This is a genomic window from Mangrovimonas futianensis (assembly GCF_021245805.1).
Lineage (GTDB): Bacteria > Bacteroidota > Bacteroidia > Flavobacteriales > Flavobacteriaceae > Mangrovimonas > Mangrovimonas futianensis.
Genome location: NZ_JAJJNF010000003.1, coordinates 380,334 through 396,935 on the forward strand (window position 1 = coordinate 380,334; position 16,602 = coordinate 396,935).

A 16,602-nucleotide genomic window follows, 5' to 3' on the forward strand; every position below is an offset into this window, starting at 1 on the left:
AAGCAATTGCTTTAAGACATAATTAAGCATTGTATTTTAATAGGCAATTTGTAAAGTCTTTCCATCTAAGAACTTCCCTTTTGATTCGGTAATTTTTAGTTTTTGTTCAGCCGATACCCCAATTGTTTCACCATCTTTAAGCGTCACGTTATAGGCTATAACATAATAAGCTAAATTGAATATCATTTCATTCAAATTTTCTATGGAGTTTTTAGACTCAACAATTTCCATTTCCATTTTACCAAAGTCAGCAAGTCCATATGTGTATGCAGATTGTTTTCCGTTTTCTGTTCTTAAACCAAAGTAAATCCAGTTGTACAAAGGAAGGTCTTCTTCACTCATCATTTTTACATTCTCTTGATAGAAATCCTTTTTTATAACTAATGTTCTACTTCCCATATAAATTCCCATTGCTTTGCTATTATTCATAACTGAAGAGGCAATTTTACTATATAACAAGTTTTCATGAACTGGATTTTTTCCTGCATTCATAATTGATAAGACAATATGGCCTTTGTGTTTAGATGTCTCTTCAACTCCATTTTCCCAGAAATAATTATATGAAGCTGTTCTCTCAACCTCTCCTTCTGGAATTGCAACTGGAATATGAGCTATAGCAACATTGTAATCTTCAATTACTAATACCGCAGTTTTGTTATCAGCGTCACTGTCATTTACTTTTAGTTTCCATTTTGTCTTTAATTCATTTACAGTTCCCTTTAAATCAAATGAATTTGGGTCTTCTAAAAGAATCATTCCTAAAATTGGTGAATTTGTGTTTGACTCGGTCTTTTTCTCCTTTGTTAGAAAGCTAAATAATCCCATAGAAAGAATTCCGATACATATAATGGTTAGTGATTTTCTCATATTGTGTTGAACGCTTTGTGTATAGTTTTGTTTGACGAAAATTCAAAGCCATAATCATAAGTAGGCCAGAACAGGCCATTACTAATAGCCATTGTTGTGTGTAGTTTTTTCACAGTTATTTTTTAATAATTCGATTCCTCTTTTTTGTCCTAGTTCAGATAGTTCATTCCAATCTTTACAAGCTAATTCTAATTTTCCCAATTTATAGTAAATAGCTGCTCTATTATAAAGGGCATCTATGTTTTTAGGATCTAGCGAATAACTTTTAGAAAAGTTTTTTATTGAGTTATCATAATCTTTATTCTGATAAGACTTTATTCCTTTGTTAAAATAGCCTCTAGCTTCTCGAATTATTCTTAAATCTCCACCATAAAAATGGTCTAATTGATAAAAAGAATCAGTGAAAAACTTCATTGAAATTCCACGAAAAGTCTTGGTTTTTTCATCTTTCAAAACAAAGGGCATTTCTAATCTTTCAAGGTGTTTGAATCTATCTGTATTCCAAAGAATATAAGATTTGTCAATTACTTTTTTTACTCTTTCAATTTTGGATGAATCAGAAGTATCAGAGTAATTTACTAAAGTACTTACCTTTTTATTTTTTAAATCAATGGTTATAACTCCTTTAGCTTTGAAGTTACTATGTTTGTTCTTAAAAGCATTGTTTAACTCTAAAATTAAACTGGACTTTAAAGTTGGTGTGTAAAATTCATTTGCAATCTGATTTTTACTTTTCCCTTTTGCTTCTTTAATTTCATTAAATAGCTTTTGTTCTCTGACGAAAAAAAATCTCTTCAACTTGTCATTGTCCATTCCGCTAATCGATTGACAAAGTATTAGAGTGTCATTTTTTATTTTTTCAATTTCATAGCCAGAAGTTGAAGATGTTTTGATGAAATTTTGATTTATTGAGAATGGAAAACAACTCTTGTTAACTCGATGAGTTGGATTGCCATTTGTGCACATTTCCATTTTTTTAAAGCTATAATTTACATAAGAAGAATCAGTTAAAAATCTATCAATTAAATTACTGCCATCTTTCATCTCGATCTTATATTTAATCCACTCGCCATACAATTCCGAAGTGTTGATTGTTTGACAATATGATTTGATTGAGATAAGTATAAGTATTAAAAGTACGTCTTTTGTCATTCTTTAAATTACTAACAAAAAGTGTTTAAACACACCTACTGTGTTTATTCTTACAATAGAACCGTCTAATTAAATAAATTTCTTACAAAAACTTGATGTTATTGTCGTCTTTTTAAATTTTTTGGGTTCCATCTAGCATGGTTTCCCTAAATCACCCAACTAGGTATTACCCATCCATTCTAGAGGTTTGCATGCTTTAAATTAAAATATAATTGCCATCATGACCTTACAAGAAACTATAAAGCCTTTGTTCTTAGAGGAGAGGTGTAAGCATAACCAAAAAAGGAGAGCTATCAAAAGACATTGGAAGGAAAAACGTTTTAATTTGTATGTTCTAATTGAACAATAAACTGTTCCTAAGCATTTTCATTGGTAGAGTGAAGTAGTGGGCATCTTTAGCATGACCAAACCATGTAAACCATCACAAAAAACACTCCCAACCAAACAGCTTCCTAACTTCCTTCTTAAGTTCAAAACTTGTATCTTTGCACCTCATTTAAAAACAAGAACATGCAAGACGGATTATATGCAAAATTCCAAACCCCAAAGGGAGATATCCTAGTTAACTTGGAATTTGAAAAAACCCCAGGTACCGTAGGAAACTTTGTGGCCTTGGCAGAAGGAAATTTGGAAAACGAAGCCAGACCGCAAGGAAAACCTTATTATGATGGCTTGAAATTTCACCGCGTCATTCCAGATTTTATGATTCAAGGCGGTTGCCCTCAAGGCACCGGTTCTGGTAACCCAGGATACCAGTTTGATGACGAGTTCCACCCCGATTTAAAACACGATGGCCCAGGGGTACTTTCTATGGCCAATGCCGGACCGGGCACTAACGGAAGCCAATTTTTTATCACCCACGTAGAAACCCCATGGTTGGATAACAATCATACCGTTTTTGGGAAAGTGGTAGAAGGCCAAGACGTAGTAGATGCTATTGCTCAAGGTGATACCATAGACCACGTTGAGATCATTCGTCAAGGTGAAGCTGCAGAAAAGTTCCACGCCGTAGAGGCTTTTAGAACCTTTGAAGGGGCTCGTGAAAAAAGACTTTTAGAAGAACAAGCTGCTAGAGAAGCCGAGTTGGATAAGTTGGCAGCAGGTTTCAAAAGAACAGATAGTGGTCTACGTTACCAAATATTACAAGAAGGTTCTGGTAAAGCAGCCCAAAAAGGACAAACTGTTTCAGTACACTACAAAGGGCAATTGGCCGATGGAACTGTATTTGACTCTTCATACAAAAGAAATGCACCTATTGATTTTCCATTAGGAGTAGGACAAGTGATTCCAGGATGGGATGAAGGTATCGGTCTATTGAAGGTAGGTGATAAGGCTCGTTTGGTGATCCCAAGTGATTTGGGTTATGGTGCCAGAGGTGCTGGAGGTGTTATTCCTCCTAATGCTACTTTGGTATTTGATGTCGAACTTGTGGATGTGAAATAAGAAGCTCGCGCTTTATATAAAACGTTAAAAAGCTGTTCCAAATGAACAGCTTTTTTTAATTTTAGGTATGACCGAAGCGCAACTGGAAAAACTGAAATATCCCATAGGTAACTTTGAGCTACCTAACACGATTACCCCGGAACATATCGAGGAATGGATAGATGTATTGGAGACCTTTCCCAAAAGATTGACACTTTTGGTACGTCCGTTAACAGACGAGCAATTGGAAACCCCATACAGACCTTATGGTTGGACGGTTAGGCAATTGATTCACCACATTGCAGACAGTCACCACCACAGCTACGCTCGATTTAAATGGTCCCTTACCGAAAACAAGCCGGTCATCAAGGCTTATTATGAAGACCGATGGGCTGATTTGTTTGATTCAAAAACTGCACCCATACAATTGTCACTTGATCACTTGACGGCAGTCCATGGCAAGTTGGTATATCTATTAAAAGGTTTGTCTCCCGAAGATTTTGAGAAGTCCTTTATTCATCCAGAAACCCACAGTGAGATTCCTTTAAAAGTCAATCTTGGTATGTACTCGTGGCACAGTTTGCATCACTATGCCCACATTGAGCACTTAATCATTAGAAACCACTGGCACTAATTAAGACTTCCACTTAATGTTGCACCCAATGCTTGGTTCTTGGTTCCATGTATTGGTTTCATTCTCAAGCAGGCAATCCATAGCGTGTCTTAAGTCTTTTCCCGTCACGGGAACACCATTTCCAGGTCTCGAATCATCTAATTGCCCACGATACACCAAAGTGAGCTGGCCATCAAAAAGAAAGAAGTCTGGCGTGCAGGCAGCGTCATAGTTTCTGGCTACTTCCTGGGTTTGATCATATAAATAAGGAAAGATAAAGTCTTGTTCTAGGGCGTTGGTCTTCATTTCCTCAGGGCCATCCTGTGGATAGTTTTCCACATCGTTACTGGAAATAGCAACACATGTAATACCCTTTGATTTATAATCTTTGGCCAAAAGGCTGATCTGTTCATTCACATGTTTTACAAACGGACAGTGGTTGCAAATAAACATAATCAAGGTGCCTTTAAGTCCTTTGGCATCATCTAGCGAAATCTCATCGTTGGAAACCACATCTCGTAATGTAAAATCTGGAGCTTTGGTTCCTAGGGGAAGCATGTTTGAAGGTGTATTTGCCATCGTATTTTATTTACTTCAAAATAACGCAAAAAATGATACTTTTGAGGAATGAAACCAGAAATAAATTTTGAAGCGTTTGTTAAAGTAGACCTAAGAGTAGGGACGATAATTGAGGTAAATGATTTTCCTGAAGCCCGAAAACCGGCTTATCAAATGCGTATTGATTTTGGAACCTTGGGGATTCGTAAAACTTCGGCGCAAATTACCCAATTGTACACAAAAGAAGATTTATTAGGAAGGCAAATTGTGGCTGTTGTCAATTTTCCCAGAAAACAAATAGCTCAGTTCATGAGTGAATGTTTGGTCATGGGTGCTGTCAAGGAAAAAGACGTCATGTTGTTACATCCATCGCAGGTAGTTCCTAACGGAAGCACAGTAGCTTAAAAATAAAAAAGCCATTACATTGTAATGGCTTTTTCTTTGTTAGTCTTTTAGTAAGATTGATGATTAAATATCATCAAAATCAATATCGGTAAACTTGTCTGCGGAACTAGTTTCTCCTACAGTTTCCTCTTCATACTCCTTTTTGAAATCCTTTTGGTGACGCTCACTGATTACCTCATTGCCTTTTTCATCAATAATGTATTCAGTCATCTCTTGCATGATTTCATTGAAGTCAGTAAAGTCCTCTTTGTATAGATAAATTTTGTGCTTTTTGTAGTGAAATGAACCATCGTCATTGGTAAATTTCTTGCTCTCAGTAATCGTTAGGTAGTAGTCTCCAGCCTTAGTAGATCTTACATCAAAGAAATAGGTTCTTCTACCTGCCCTTAGCACTTTAGAGAATATTTCCTCTTTCTCCATCATATCATTATTACTCATAGTCTAATTGTTAAATTATCAATTTTAAGAAGTCCAAAAATCTAAAAAAAAACCATATTAACCAACAATTTGTGTTATTTCTTTTTTGGCTGATTTTAAGAAATTTTAATAGGAATCCTCTTAAGAAAGGGTTTCACTCAATTGTTCCAAATACAATTTCTTATAATATCCATCTTGTGCAGACAAGGTTTCATGGTTTCCTTGTTGGATGATTTTTCCATCTTCCAAAACCAGGATTTTATCAGCATTTTTAGCCGATGACACTCGGTGGCTCACAATAATAGTAGTTTTGTTTTTGGCTATTTCCTTTAGGTGTCTTAGGATTTTTTCTTCAGTTTCTGTATCCACTGCTGAAAGGGAATCATCTAGCAGTAAGATATTCGGATTTTTGACAATGGCTCTGGCAATAGATACCCTTTGTTTTTGTCCGCCAGAAAGGGTAATCCCCCTTTCACCCAATACGGTTTCATATCCTTTGCTAAAGCCCATAATGTTTTTATGAACTTGGGCATATTTCGCCGCTTGAATGACTTCCTCGTCGGTAGCCTCTTCTTTACCAAATTTTATGTTGTTGCTAATGGAATCAGAAAACAAAAAGGCATCTTGAGGGACATAACCTATATGGTCTCTTAAAGAGGTTAGGTTAATATCTTCAACGGGTTTGTTGTCTATAAGGATGGTTCCATCAGTCACATCATATAGGCGTCCTATTAAATCTAAAACGGTAGACTTACCAGATCCTGTTTTGCCAATAATCGCCAAAGTTTCACCATGATTAAGTTTAAAGGATACATGCTTCAATGCCTGAATATTGGTGTCATCATAGGTAAAAGACACATCTTTAAATTCGATATCGCCAACAATGTTAGTAGGCTCTGTATTGTTATTGGTGATTTCTGGTTGGATTTTTAAAAACTCATTGATACGTTTTTGTGATGCTTCCGCCTGCTGTACAATTGAAGTCACCCAACCTACCGTGGCTACTGGCCATGTTAACATATTGACATAAATAATAAACTCGGCAATAGTTCCTAAGGTTTCTATCTCACCATCTATGTATTGTTTTCCTCCTATATATATCACCATTAAATTGCTGACACCTATTAATAGGATCATCATAGGAAAGAATAGGGATCTAACTTTGACTAAATCCATTTGCTTGTCACGGCTTTCTGAAGCCAATTCATTAAAGGAAGTTGAAGTCATGGGTTCCAAACCATATGCCTTTATAATGGCAATACCACTAAAACTTTCTTGAGTGGAGGAGGATAATTTGGAAAGAAACTCCTGAACAATAGTACTGCGTTTATGAATTTCTTTACTCAGTTTATAAATAGCTACAGAAAGGATAGGCAATGGCAATACCGTATATAAGGTTAGCTTAGGAGCCTCATTGAACATATATATAAGCGCAATTACAAACAGGGTCACCGTGTTGATGCTATACATTATAGCTGGACCTGCATACATTCTTACCCTTCCCACATCTTCACTGATGCGGTTCATTAAATCCCCAGTACGATTTTGCTTGTAAAAGTTAAGAGATAGTTTCTGGTATTGTTGGTAGACCTCATTTTTTAGGTCATATTCAATGAACCTGGACACATTGATAATGGTTTGCCTCATTAAAAAGGTAAAAATTCCTGCAATCACAGCAGCTATGATGATATAAATGATGTCCTGAAGCAATTCATCCTGCACTTCTTGCATAGAGAGTCCGCCTTTTCGGAATTCATCTACCACATTCACCGATTCTCTGATGAGTCTTGGGGTAAACAATAGAAAGATTCTGGCAATGATGGTAATGATGATTCCTAAAAGCAATTTGCCTTTATATTTTAGGAAATATTTATTGAGATGGCGAAGTTCCTTCATATATTGATTTAACAGAAATTACACATCAAATTAACGATTTGTTATTTTTGATACGTTAATTTTGACATATTGATAATTTTGATTTAATTTTGCGCGGTGATTTTAATGATTTTTAAATCACGTAAACGTTTAACCTAATATTTCATTAAATGATTTCAGACGTCCTAAACCCACAAGAGTTAAAAAAAGTAGACCCTGTTTTTGGTCAACTTTCTTTTGACAATCATGAACAAGTTGTTTTTTGCAACGACAAAGATACAGGTTTAAAAGCAATAATCGGTATCCATAATACGACCTTAGGACCAGCCCTTGGCGGTACTAGAATGTGGAATTACAACAATGAATGGGAAGCCCTAAATGACGTTTTACGTCTTTCGAGAGGGATGACTTTTAAGTCGGCTATTACTGGTTTGAACTTAGGAGGTGGAAAGGCCGTTATTATTGGAGATGCCAAAACCCAAAAAACGCCTGAATTAATGACTCGCTTTGCTGAATTTGTACATTCTTTAGGTGGAAAATATATCACTGCCGAAGATGTTGGAATGGAAACAGCAGACATGGATTTGGTAAGAGAAACGACACCCTACGTTACCGGTATTTCTGAAGCTAAAGGAGGCGCAGGTAATCCGTCACCTATAACAGCCTATGGGGTATTTATGGGATTAAAGGCAGCTACCAAATACCAATTTGGAACAGACAAGTTGGAAGGTAAAAAAGTGTTTGTGCAAGGTATTGGCCATGTGGGTGAAACTTTGGTAAAACATTTAACCGAAGAAGGAGCGCAAGTAACCATCGTTGATATCAATCAAGATCGCTTATTAGAAGTTGCCAAAACTTATGGTGCTACTATTTATACGGGAGATAACATGTACCAAGAAGCTATGGATATCTATGCACCTTGTGCTTTGGGAGCAACCATCAATGATGCTACCATCAACCAAATTCAAGCAAAAGTAATTGCTGGTGCAGCTAATAACCAATTGGCTGAAGAGCAAAAACACGGACGAATATTAAGAGAGAAGGGGATTGTATATGCTCCTGATTTCTTGATTAATGCGGGAGGTATCATCAATGTGTATGCAGAATTGGAAGGTTATGGTAAAGATGAAATCATCCGTAAAACCGAAAACATCTATAATACCACTTTAGATATTTTGAATAAAGCTGAAAATGAGGATATCACAACCCACCAAGCGGCTTTAAAGATGGCTCAAGATCGAATTGAGACAAGAAAAAAAGAAAACAAGAAGTAATTCTTCAAAATAATATTAATTTTGTCGGGCAAAAGTTCAAGCAGCTTTTGCCCTTTTTAATGTTATAAAAGTTCTTTGTTTATATGCTTAACAGGAGACAAATTAGAATTAAGGTCATGCAAACCATTTATTCCTTCCAAGGTGGAGAAGGAGATGATTTTGGAAAGGAACAAAAGTTTCTTCTTCAAAGTATGGATAACATGTATAACTTGTATTTATTATTGCTATCCATTTTAATTGAATTGCAAAAGAAAGCCGATGACCATTTAGACAGGTCGAGTAAAAAGTATTTGGCTACCTCTGAGGACAAAAATCCCAACCGAAAGCTGGTAAACAATGAAGTTCTACAAAAATTAATCAATAACGAACCTTTTCAGGAAGCCATGGCAGATCGTCACATTCGCAATTGGGAATTGGACGACGAGTACATTGATGTGTTGTTTAAGGAGCTTATGAAGAGTGATCTTTATAAGGACTACATGAAAACCAAGACTTCCACATTCCAGGAAGATAAGGAGTTTGTTATTGATCTTTTCAAGGAAATTATTGCACCTAACGAAAAGCTTTACGATTATCTAGAGGACAAAAATCTAACTTGGTTAGATGACCTTCCATTGGTAAATACGGTTATTTTAAAGCTATTGAGAAAGGTAAAGGCTAAATCGAATGACGAGTTCTTTTTACCGCCTTTATTCAAGGATTTGGATGATAAGGATTATGCGGTCGCTTTGTTTAAAAAAACTTTGTTGAACCAATCTTCTTATGCGAAAATCATTGAGGAGAAAACCCAAAATTGGGATGCAGACCGAATTGCCATCATTGATACTGTTTTGTTGAAAATGGCCATGTGTGAATTGCAAAAGTTTCCAACCATTCCGGTGAAAGTTACTATTAATGAGTATTTAGAGATAGCCAAAGAATATTCTACGCCTAAAAGTAGCATCTTTATTAATGGTATTTTGGACAAGTTGGTAAAGGAATATGAAGACCAAGGGAACCTAAATAAAATAGGGCGAGGGTTGATGTAATAAGAATTTATTGTTACATTTACCACCCGAACTCAAAAAATAAATGATTATGAAAAAAGTAATATTAGGCTTATCAGCCTTATGCTTAGTGGCATTTACTTCTTGTAAGGAGGATGCTTCAAAAAAAATTAGTGAAGAAAACGTAGCAGAAGCTTCTGCAAGAGATGCTCAGGCTACCAAGTATCCTGAAATTTCTTTCGATAAGACTGAACATGATTTTGGTCAAATTGAATCAAAGCAATCTGTAGAAACTGTATTTAAATATACCAACACAGGAGAAGCTCCTTTGGTTATCACAGATATAAAAAGTTCTTGCGGATGTACAGTTCCTAAAGACTGGAGTAAAGAGCCTTTAGCTGCTGGAGAGTCTGGACAGTTTACTGTTAAGTACAACGGTTCTGGTAAAGGAAACGTAAGTAAAACAATTACTGTTACTGCCAACACTGAAAAAGGTAAGGAAATGGTAAAGATCAAAGCTTTTGTAAAAGAAGATCCTAACGCTCCTTCAAAAGCAATTTCTAAAGCACCTGCTGTAAAATAAGAATATGGAAGGAATTGGAAGTTTTTTACCGCTTATTTTGATGTTTGCTGTGGTCTATTTTTTCATGATAGCCCCTCAAATTAAGCGTCAAAAACAAGAAAAGAAATACCTCGCTGAAATTAAAAAAGGGGATAAGGTGATTACCAAAAGTGGTATGCACGGTAAAATTGTTGAATTGAATGAGAAAGACAGTAGCTGTGTCATTGAAACCTTAGCTGGAAAAATTAAGTTTGATCGTTCTGCCATCTCTATGGAAGGAAGTAGAAAGCTTAACGAACCTGCTAAAACCAAATAGTTTCAGTTTATTACAATATAAGGAAAGCCACTTTTTAAGTGGCTTTTTTTTATGCTAACAATTTCGGTATTTGTCATTAAGACCTTGCCCGTTTTCTATCATGGGCTTTATTTTTTCCAATCGGGACGTTTTGGTGGCTTCTCTTTTAGCGGTGGCAATATACTCGGCATACTCCTTTTGCTTGAAAGGGGTTAACGCCTCAAAACAACTTAGGAGATTCTTATCCTGCTTTAAAAATTGGGATAGTTCGGTTGGGATCTCCAAGGTGTCTTTGGTAACCTTTTTGGCTGGTTTAACAGTTTTACCCAATTTTTGATTGTCTATTGCTTCCTTGACATAGGAGAGAACAGCTTCTTTTTTGATTTCTGAAAGGTTTTCAAATCTCATTTGTCTCAAGGCTTTGGTTTTGTCCTCTTGGGCATTAATTAACAAACCCTGTTCATCTTTTAGAAACACGCCATTAAAAAACCAAATGCCAAAGTGGTTTTTAAAGGCTCCTAAACCCACAACATTTTTTCCATTTATGGTGTAAACAGGGGCACTCCATTTGAGGGTTTCTTCTAATTCTGTTTGCAATAAAAGGTCTCTTAACAGAGTCAATTCCTCTTTGAAATGGGCATTGTTCTCAATGTATTCTTCAACGGAAGTGGCTTTTTTCATGGGTGTTTTTTTGTTTATGTATAAAAATACAACTTCTAATTTTCATTGGCTTAGTCACTTATAAATTTTTGTTTAAAATCATTCTAAATAAGTTGGTGAGATATATGAAGGGAAGTATATTTGCATCGTTATTTTAAATAAATCTAAATAAAAACACTGATAGTTCATGCGCCAATTTACACTTATTTTACTAGCGTTTGTATTCACACAATTTTCTTTTGCACAAGCCAGTTTGCAAGGAATTATTACAGAAATCAATCAAGAACCTATTCCCAATGCCTATGTGACCCTTCAAGGAACATCGATAGGAACGATGACCAATGATGAAGGAGAATTCTTTATAAAGGATATTCCTTTTGGGCGATATGAGGTCAGGGTGTCCAATATGGGGTTTGAAACCCAAAGTCAGACCCTAGACTTTTCAGAGAACAAGGTCTATAGCTTAAATGTTAGCTTGGAGTTTAACAACGATTTAAATGCCGTTGAGGTTTTTGGAAGACGTCTTAAAAATCCAGATAAGATTGAGGCGCTTACCAGATTGCCACTAGAACCCTATAAACAAATTCAAAGTATTTCGGTTATTGGGGAGAAGTTAATTGAGAACCAAGGTGGACTAAGTATTTCTGAAGTCACTAAAAATGTGCCTGGGGTTTATACTTTCGCTACTTATGGTAACAAACGTGAAAGTATGTCTTCCAGAGGGTTTAGAGGAATTCCGATTTTGAAAAACGGTGTCAGGGTACATTCTGATTTTAGAGGTGTTGGTATCCTTACCGACATGCAAGGGGTAGATAACATCCAAGTTTTAAAAGGATCTGCCTCCGTTACTCAAGGTGTAGCCACCGATTTAGGAAGTCCGGGAGGTGTAATCAATATTGTGACCAAAACACCAAAATATGAGTTTGGTGGACAAGCCTCTATGAGGGTGGGTAGTTTTGGACAAGTACGTCCCACCTTTGATGTCTATGGGCCTATGGATAGCAATAATAAGGTAGCCTATAGAATCAATGGTGCTCTTGAGCGAGCCAATAGTTACCGTGATGGAATTTCTTCAGAAAGGTTTTATATCAACCCTTCCTTTCAGTGGAAGGTAGATGACAAGTCTCGTTTCACAGTAGAAATGGATTATTTTGATGATAGCCGTACGCCAGATGTAGGAACCATCAATTTGGCTGAAAATGACACCAATGCCATTTATGATTTGCCTTATGATCAATTTCTAGGGTTTGCCAATGACCGTTCCATTACTCAAAACAGTACCTATTCCATCAGATTTGACAGGGAGTTAAGTGACCAATTAACCTTAAAGGCAGCCTTTTATAAATCTCATTTACAGTTAGATGATAAAGGAGCTAGTTTGGGAAGTGCCATCGAACAGGATGGAGAGACCATTTACAACTTGAAAAGACGTGGGTATTCGGTATCCAATAGAACCGATGACAACAGCGTGTTACAATTTGACCTTATAGGACAAGACATCTATACCGGGAAGGTGAAACACACCTTACAAATAGGTTTTGATTACCGAACTACCAAATACAGCACTTCAAGTCAGTCGGTTTCAACGGTTGATACTATTGATGTTTTTGGTAGTGTCAGCAATAAGTTACCTAATTTGTCCTTAGGAGATGCCCGATTGGGAGGTGGTAAAACAAGATCTCTTGGCTTTGTTGCCCAAGATGTAGTATCTTGGACTGATTGGTTCCAAACTTTTGTGGGCTTGAGATACAGTACCACGGAGACCATAGGCGAGGTAGAAAACACGATGAGTGATGCCTTTAACCCTCTGGGAGGTATTGTGGTTTCACCTACAAAGAACATCAATATTTTTGCTTCCTATACCAACAGTTCCTATCCACGAACAGCGGCCCGATTGGGAGAAAATGGGGAAGAACTGGGTAATGAGCGGTACGACCAGCTTGAAGCAGGGGTTAAAACCACATGGCTGGAAGACCGTCTTAGGTTTAACTTAACTTTATTCCGAATCAACAACAAGGATATTAACTTACCTGTTTATGATGATACGTGGTCAACCATTTTATATTATCAAAAAGGAGGAAATGACCAACGTCAAGGGATTGAAGTAGAATTGACTGGAAGGGTATTGGAGAATCTAGAGGTGATTGCGGGGTATAGTTACATAGATGCCCAGTACAAAGAGCATACGGCCTTTGTAAGTGGTTCAGCGCCTTTAAATACACCCAAGCATACAGCAAACCTGTATGGAAACTACCAATTTAGAGGTGCTTTGGAAGGATTTTCAATTGGAGCAGGAGCCTATTATACAGGTGAAAGACCTATCAATGACTGGAGTTCTGGGGCTGTGACCCATGAAGGAATTGTTCCTGGCCAAAAGCCGTTTAATGTGGATGCGTATACGCTTGTAAATCTACAAGCGGGATACCGAATCAATAACCACTGGAACGTTAGGTTACTATTCAACAATGTGTTTAATGAAATAGGATATAATGCTTACAGAACAAGTTTTATCAATCAAACCGACCCTCGAAATTTCTCAGGTGTGTTAACTTATCAGTTCTAAGAAACATTCAAACAATAAAAAAAGCAGTCATTTAGACTGCTTTTTTTACTTATAATAATGCTTTATTATTTGTGCTTTTCAGCTGTTATTTCGGCAATTTTACAAATGACTTCGGTAGCCTTCATAATGCTTTCTACAGGCACATACTCATAACGTCCATGGAAATTATGTCCGCCAGCAAAAATGTTAGGACAAGGTAATCCCATGTAGCTTAATTGCGACCCATCGGTCCCTCCACGAATAGGTTTGATGATGGGGGTGATATTGAGTTGCTTCATCGCTTCTTCTGCAATATCCACAATATGCATCACAGGCTCTACCTTTTCCTTCATATTGAAGTATTGGTCTTTGATCTCAATTTCAATCACTTCTTTACCGTATTGCTGATTGATTTCAGTAGCCAGTTTGGACATCACTTCCTTTCTGGCTTCAAAATGATTTTTATCGTGATCTCGTATGATGTATTTCAAAACGGTTTCTTCTACATGGCCTTCCATATCATGCAAATGGAAAAAGCCTTGGTAACCTTCAGTATGCTCAGGTGTTTCAAGCCTAGGTAAGGAATTGATAAACTCGGTCGCTATATACATGGAGTTGACCAATTTGCCCTTGGCATATCCAGGGTGTACAATTTTTCCTTTCACTTTTACAGTGGCTCCAGCAGCATTAAAGTTTTCGTATTCCAATTCACCAATTTGGCTTCCATCCATGGTGTAGGCCCAATCGGCTCCAAATTTTTCTACATCAAACTTGTGGGCACCACGACCAATTTCTTCATCCGGTGTAAATCCTACTTTAATATCCCCGTGCTTAATTTCAGGATGATTGATTAAGTACTCCATAGCAGAAACAATTTCACAAATACCTGCTTTGTCATCAGCACCTAAAAGCGTTGTTCCATCAGTTACAATTAGGGTCTGTCCTTTATATTGTAACAGATCATCAAAATAGTCTGGAGACAAAATGATATTTTCTTCCTCATTGAGCGTGATATCCTTTCCATCATAATTTTCAATGATTCTAGGTTTCACATTCGCCCCAGTAAAGTCAGGGGAGGTATCAAAATGGGAAATAAATCCAATGGCGGGTACCTCATGAGCAACATTACTTGGCAAGGTAGCCATGATATAGGCATTTTCATCTATGGACACATCGGTCATACCGATGGCCTTTAATTCCTCGGCCAATAAATTGGCTAAGTCCCATTGTTTTTCGGTGCTAGGAGTTGTTTTAGAATCTGGATCTGATTCCGTATCGATGGTAACATACTTCGTAAACCTATCGATTATATGCTGTTTATTTAACATGAAATAAGTTTTGTTTGTGTTCACTATAAAAAGACCTTCAAAAATACTATTTTTGCACCACAATTCTGCCAATATGTACAAAGCTTTTATTCGGCCTCTATTATTCTCCTTCGATCCAGAACGCATCCATCATTTTACCTTTAGTTTTATAAAAACACTACATAAGGTGCCTGGTATGGGAGCCTTGGTTAAATCGATGTATTACACAGAGGATAAACGATTGGAGCGCAATCTGTTTGGTCTTACTTTTAAAAACCCAGTGGGATTGGCTGCGGGATTTGATAAAAATGCCGAGTTATATAACGAATTGGGGTCTTTTGGTTTCGGATTTGTAGAAATAGGAACGGTAACTCCCAAGGCGCAAGCAGGGAATCCGAAAAAACGCTTGTTTCGACTTAAAGAGGATCAGGGATTGATTAACCGAATGGGTTTTAACAATAAGGGTCTGGAGGCTGCTATCTCCCAGCTGAAGAAAAACAAACACCGAATGATTATTGGTGGGAACATCGGGAAAAACACCCAGACTGCTCCCGAGCATTATACCGCAGATTATCTAGCTTGTTTTGAAGCGCTACATCCTTATGTCGATTATTTTGTACTGAATGTAAGCTGTCCCAATGTAGGAAGTCATGCTAAATTAAGCGATAAGGATTATTTGATAGAATTGATTGAAGCGGTGCAAAAAAGTAATACATCTTTTTCACAACAGAAGCCCATCCTTTTAAAAATTGCTCCAGATTTGAATGAATTTCAGTTGGATGAAATTATTGAAATTATGGCACAAACGAAGTTGGATGGTGTCATTGCCAGTAATACGAGTGTGGATCGAAGTGGTCTGACGACTTCAACAGAACGTTTGCAAGAGATTGGAAATGGAGGATTAAGTGGACAGCCCATTAAAGAAAAGAGTACCCAAACCATAAAGTATCTTGCAGATAAAAGTGGAAAAGCATTCCCCATTATTGGTGTGGGTGGTATTCACTCTGCAGAAGATGCCTTAGAGAAGCTTGAGGCAGGTGCCGATTTAGTTCAGGTTTATACCGGGTTTATTTACGAAGGTCCAAAGTTGGTGAAGGCTATTAATAAAGCGGTATTGAAGAAGGCTTAAAGCTTCTTTTCCATGAGGTAATCGTCCATTATAAAGCCATTGCCAATATCAAACTCCACTTTTTCCTTGATTTTAAAACCTTGGGCTTGGTACCATTCTATGGATTTTAGGTTGTCTTTGTTTACTGTTAACCATAGGGTGGAGGCTTGAAGTTCAATTGCTTTACTGACCGAAAAATTTATAAGTTGCTGACCGAGGTGTTTTCCTCTAAACTCTTGTGCTATATAAATTTTACTAATCATTAATTTCTTTGCTGTTAAGTCTGGAACAAGTGCCAAATAACCAGCAGGCAAATCTTTAAAATGGATTGAATAATAGAGATAGCCGTTATCTACTTGGGCAGTTATGGCTGCTTCACTTTGAAATTTATCAACCATATAATCTACTTGTGCTTGACCAATAATGGGCACATAATGTTGGTTCCAAATGCGGTGAGCTAATTGGGCAACCAAGGCAATTTCAGAAGCGGTTTGAACTAAACGAATCAAGTTGTTTTATTATAATCCAAAGCTAGAATAAATTCTATTGGTTTGAGAAT

17 protein-coding genes are annotated in these 16,602 nt (G+C 36.9%); 9 read left to right on the plus strand and 8 right to left on the minus strand.

What is annotated here, in order from left to right; all coding sequences use genetic code 11:
• Positions 1–36 precede the first annotated feature (36 nt).
• Positions 37–867, minus strand: a complete 831-nt coding sequence (locus tag LOK78_RS07060; RefSeq protein ID WP_232405841.1) for a DUF4261 domain-containing protein — start codon at positions 865–867, stop codon at positions 37–39.
• An 81-nt stretch (positions 868–948) separates the two neighbouring features.
• A complete protein-coding gene (locus tag LOK78_RS07065) occupies positions 949–2,019 on the minus strand; it encodes a tetratricopeptide repeat protein (RefSeq protein WP_232394273.1) in 1,071 nt (356 codons plus the stop codon).
• Positions 2,020–2,529: 510 nt separating this feature from the next.
• Between LOK78_RS07065 and LOK78_RS07070 the strand changes: the two genes are divergently transcribed.
• Together LOK78_RS07070 and LOK78_RS07075 are read left to right on the plus strand one after the other, a co-directional pair.
• Positions 2,530–3,462 (plus strand): peptidylprolyl isomerase, encoded by a 933-nt coding sequence (locus LOK78_RS07070; RefSeq protein WP_232394272.1) that lies wholly within the window; start codon positions 2,530–2,532, stop codon positions 3,460–3,462.
• A gap of 67 nt (positions 3,463–3,529) precedes the next feature.
• Positions 3,530–4,075: a YfiT family bacillithiol transferase gene (locus LOK78_RS07075; protein WP_232394271.1), complete on the plus strand. Its 546-nt coding sequence runs from the start codon at positions 3,530–3,532 to the stop codon at positions 4,073–4,075.
• Here the strand turns inward: LOK78_RS07075 and LOK78_RS07080 are convergent, their stop codons facing one another.
• Positions 4,076–4,633 (minus strand): thioredoxin family protein, encoded by a 558-nt coding sequence (locus LOK78_RS07080; RefSeq protein WP_232634452.1) that lies wholly within the window; start codon positions 4,631–4,633, stop codon positions 4,076–4,078.
• Positions 4,634–4,681: 48 nt separating this feature from the next.
• On the opposite strand from LOK78_RS07080, the gene LOK78_RS07085 reads away from it, so the two are divergent.
• The gene (locus LOK78_RS07085; protein WP_232634453.1) at positions 4,682–5,017 is read left to right on the plus strand and encodes a tRNA-binding protein; all 336 of its coding nucleotides are present in this window, start codon (positions 4,682–4,684) and stop codon (positions 5,015–5,017) included.
• Between the two features lie 63 nt (positions 5,018–5,080).
• Here LOK78_RS07085 and LOK78_RS07090 read toward each other — a convergent pair whose 3' ends face one another.
• Together LOK78_RS07090 and LOK78_RS07095 are read right to left on the minus strand one after the other, a co-directional pair.
• Positions 5,081–5,455, minus strand: coding sequence for a PUR family DNA/RNA-binding protein (locus tag LOK78_RS07090; RefSeq protein ID WP_053972524.1), 375 nt, complete (start codon positions 5,453–5,455; stop codon positions 5,081–5,083).
• A gap of 120 nt (positions 5,456–5,575) precedes the next feature.
• Positions 5,576–7,330, minus strand: coding sequence for an ABC transporter ATP-binding protein (locus LOK78_RS07095; protein WP_232634454.1), 1,755 nt, complete (start codon positions 7,328–7,330; stop codon positions 5,576–5,578).
• Between the two features lie 149 nt (positions 7,331–7,479).
• Between LOK78_RS07095 and LOK78_RS07100 the strand changes: the two genes are divergently transcribed.
• From LOK78_RS07100 to yajC, 4 genes are all read left to right on the plus strand, one after another.
• The gene (locus tag LOK78_RS07100; RefSeq protein ID WP_232394267.1) at positions 7,480–8,583 is read left to right on the plus strand and encodes a Glu/Leu/Phe/Val family dehydrogenase; all 1,104 of its coding nucleotides are present in this window, start codon (positions 7,480–7,482) and stop codon (positions 8,581–8,583) included.
• 116 nt (positions 8,584–8,699) lie between these two features.
• Positions 8,700–9,611, plus strand: a complete 912-nt coding sequence (gene nusB, locus LOK78_RS07105) for a transcription antitermination factor NusB (RefSeq protein ID WP_053972585.1) — start codon at positions 8,700–8,702, stop codon at positions 9,609–9,611.
• Between the two features lie 49 nt (positions 9,612–9,660).
• Positions 9,661–10,152, plus strand: coding sequence for a DUF1573 domain-containing protein (locus LOK78_RS07110; RefSeq protein WP_053972586.1), 492 nt, complete (start codon positions 9,661–9,663; stop codon positions 10,150–10,152).
• 4 nt (positions 10,153–10,156) lie between these two features.
• On the plus strand, positions 10,157–10,447 hold the full coding sequence (gene yajC, locus LOK78_RS07115) for a preprotein translocase subunit YajC (protein WP_232394266.1): 291 nt from the start codon (positions 10,157–10,159) through the stop codon (positions 10,445–10,447).
• Positions 10,448–10,501: 54 nt separating this feature from the next.
• On the opposite strand, the gene LOK78_RS07120 is transcribed toward yajC, so the two are convergent.
• Positions 10,502–11,107, minus strand: a complete 606-nt coding sequence (locus LOK78_RS07120) for a YdeI/OmpD-associated family protein (protein ID WP_232634455.1) — start codon at positions 11,105–11,107, stop codon at positions 10,502–10,504.
• A gap of 166 nt (positions 11,108–11,273) precedes the next feature.
• Between LOK78_RS07120 and LOK78_RS07125 the strand changes: the two genes are divergently transcribed.
• Complete coding sequence (locus LOK78_RS07125) at positions 11,274–13,649, plus strand: TonB-dependent receptor (protein WP_232634456.1); 2,376 nt, start codon at positions 11,274–11,276, stop codon at positions 13,647–13,649.
• Positions 13,650–13,714: 65 nt separating this feature from the next.
• On the opposite strand, the gene pepT is transcribed toward LOK78_RS07125, so the two are convergent.
• Entirely contained in the window at positions 13,715–14,956 is a 1,242-nt protein-coding gene (gene pepT, locus LOK78_RS07130) for a peptidase T (RefSeq protein WP_232634457.1), read from the minus strand.
• A 73-nt stretch (positions 14,957–15,029) separates the two neighbouring features.
• On the opposite strand from pepT, the gene LOK78_RS07135 reads away from it, so the two are divergent.
• Entirely contained in the window at positions 15,030–16,064 is a 1,035-nt protein-coding gene (locus LOK78_RS07135) for a quinone-dependent dihydroorotate dehydrogenase (protein WP_232634479.1), read from the plus strand.
• On the opposite strand, the gene LOK78_RS07140 is transcribed toward LOK78_RS07135, so the two are convergent.
• Positions 16,061–16,552, minus strand: a complete 492-nt coding sequence (locus LOK78_RS07140; protein ID WP_232634458.1) for a GNAT family N-acetyltransferase — start codon at positions 16,550–16,552, stop codon at positions 16,061–16,063. The genes LOK78_RS07135 and LOK78_RS07140 overlap by 4 nt on opposite strands.
• Positions 16,553–16,602: the final 50 nt, after the last annotated feature.

Excerpts from the sequence above, each read along its gene's own strand:
- LOK78_RS07060 (WP_232405841.1), bottom strand. The coding sequence starts at position 867 with ATGAGAAAATCACTAACCATTATATGTATCGGAATTCTTTCTATGGGA.
- LOK78_RS07065 (WP_232394273.1), bottom strand. The coding sequence starts at position 2,019 with ATGACAAAAGACGTACTTTTAATACTTATACTTATCTCAATCAAATCA.
- LOK78_RS07070 (WP_232394272.1), top strand. The coding sequence starts at position 2,530 with ATGCAAGACGGATTATATGCAAAATTCCAAACCCCAAAGGGAGATATC.
- LOK78_RS07075 (WP_232394271.1), top strand. The coding sequence starts at position 3,530 with ATGACCGAAGCGCAACTGGAAAAACTGAAATATCCCATAGGTAACTTT.
- LOK78_RS07080 (WP_232634452.1), bottom strand. The coding sequence starts at position 4,633 with ATGGCAAATACACCTTCAAACATGCTTCCCCTAGGAACCAAAGCTCCA.
- LOK78_RS07085 (WP_232634453.1), top strand. The coding sequence starts at position 4,682 with ATGAAACCAGAAATAAATTTTGAAGCGTTTGTTAAAGTAGACCTAAGA.
- LOK78_RS07090 (WP_053972524.1), bottom strand. The coding sequence starts at position 5,455 with ATGAGTAATAATGATATGATGGAGAAAGAGGAAATATTCTCTAAAGTG.
- LOK78_RS07095 (WP_232634454.1), bottom strand. The coding sequence starts at position 7,330 with ATGAAGGAACTTCGCCATCTCAATAAATATTTCCTAAAATATAAAGGC.
- LOK78_RS07100 (WP_232394267.1), top strand. The coding sequence starts at position 7,480 with ATGATTTCAGACGTCCTAAACCCACAAGAGTTAAAAAAAGTAGACCCT.
- nusB (WP_053972585.1), top strand. The coding sequence starts at position 8,700 with ATGCAAACCATTTATTCCTTCCAAGGTGGAGAAGGAGATGATTTTGGA.
- LOK78_RS07110 (WP_053972586.1), top strand. The coding sequence starts at position 9,661 with ATGAAAAAAGTAATATTAGGCTTATCAGCCTTATGCTTAGTGGCATTT.
- yajC (WP_232394266.1), top strand. The coding sequence starts at position 10,157 with ATGGAAGGAATTGGAAGTTTTTTACCGCTTATTTTGATGTTTGCTGTG.
- LOK78_RS07120 (WP_232634455.1), bottom strand. The coding sequence starts at position 11,107 with ATGAAAAAAGCCACTTCCGTTGAAGAATACATTGAGAACAATGCCCAT.
- LOK78_RS07125 (WP_232634456.1), top strand. The coding sequence starts at position 11,274 with ATGCGCCAATTTACACTTATTTTACTAGCGTTTGTATTCACACAATTT.
- pepT (WP_232634457.1), bottom strand. The coding sequence starts at position 14,956 with ATGTTAAATAAACAGCATATAATCGATAGGTTTACGAAGTATGTTACC.
- LOK78_RS07135 (WP_232634479.1), top strand. The coding sequence starts at position 15,030 with ATGTACAAAGCTTTTATTCGGCCTCTATTATTCTCCTTCGATCCAGAA.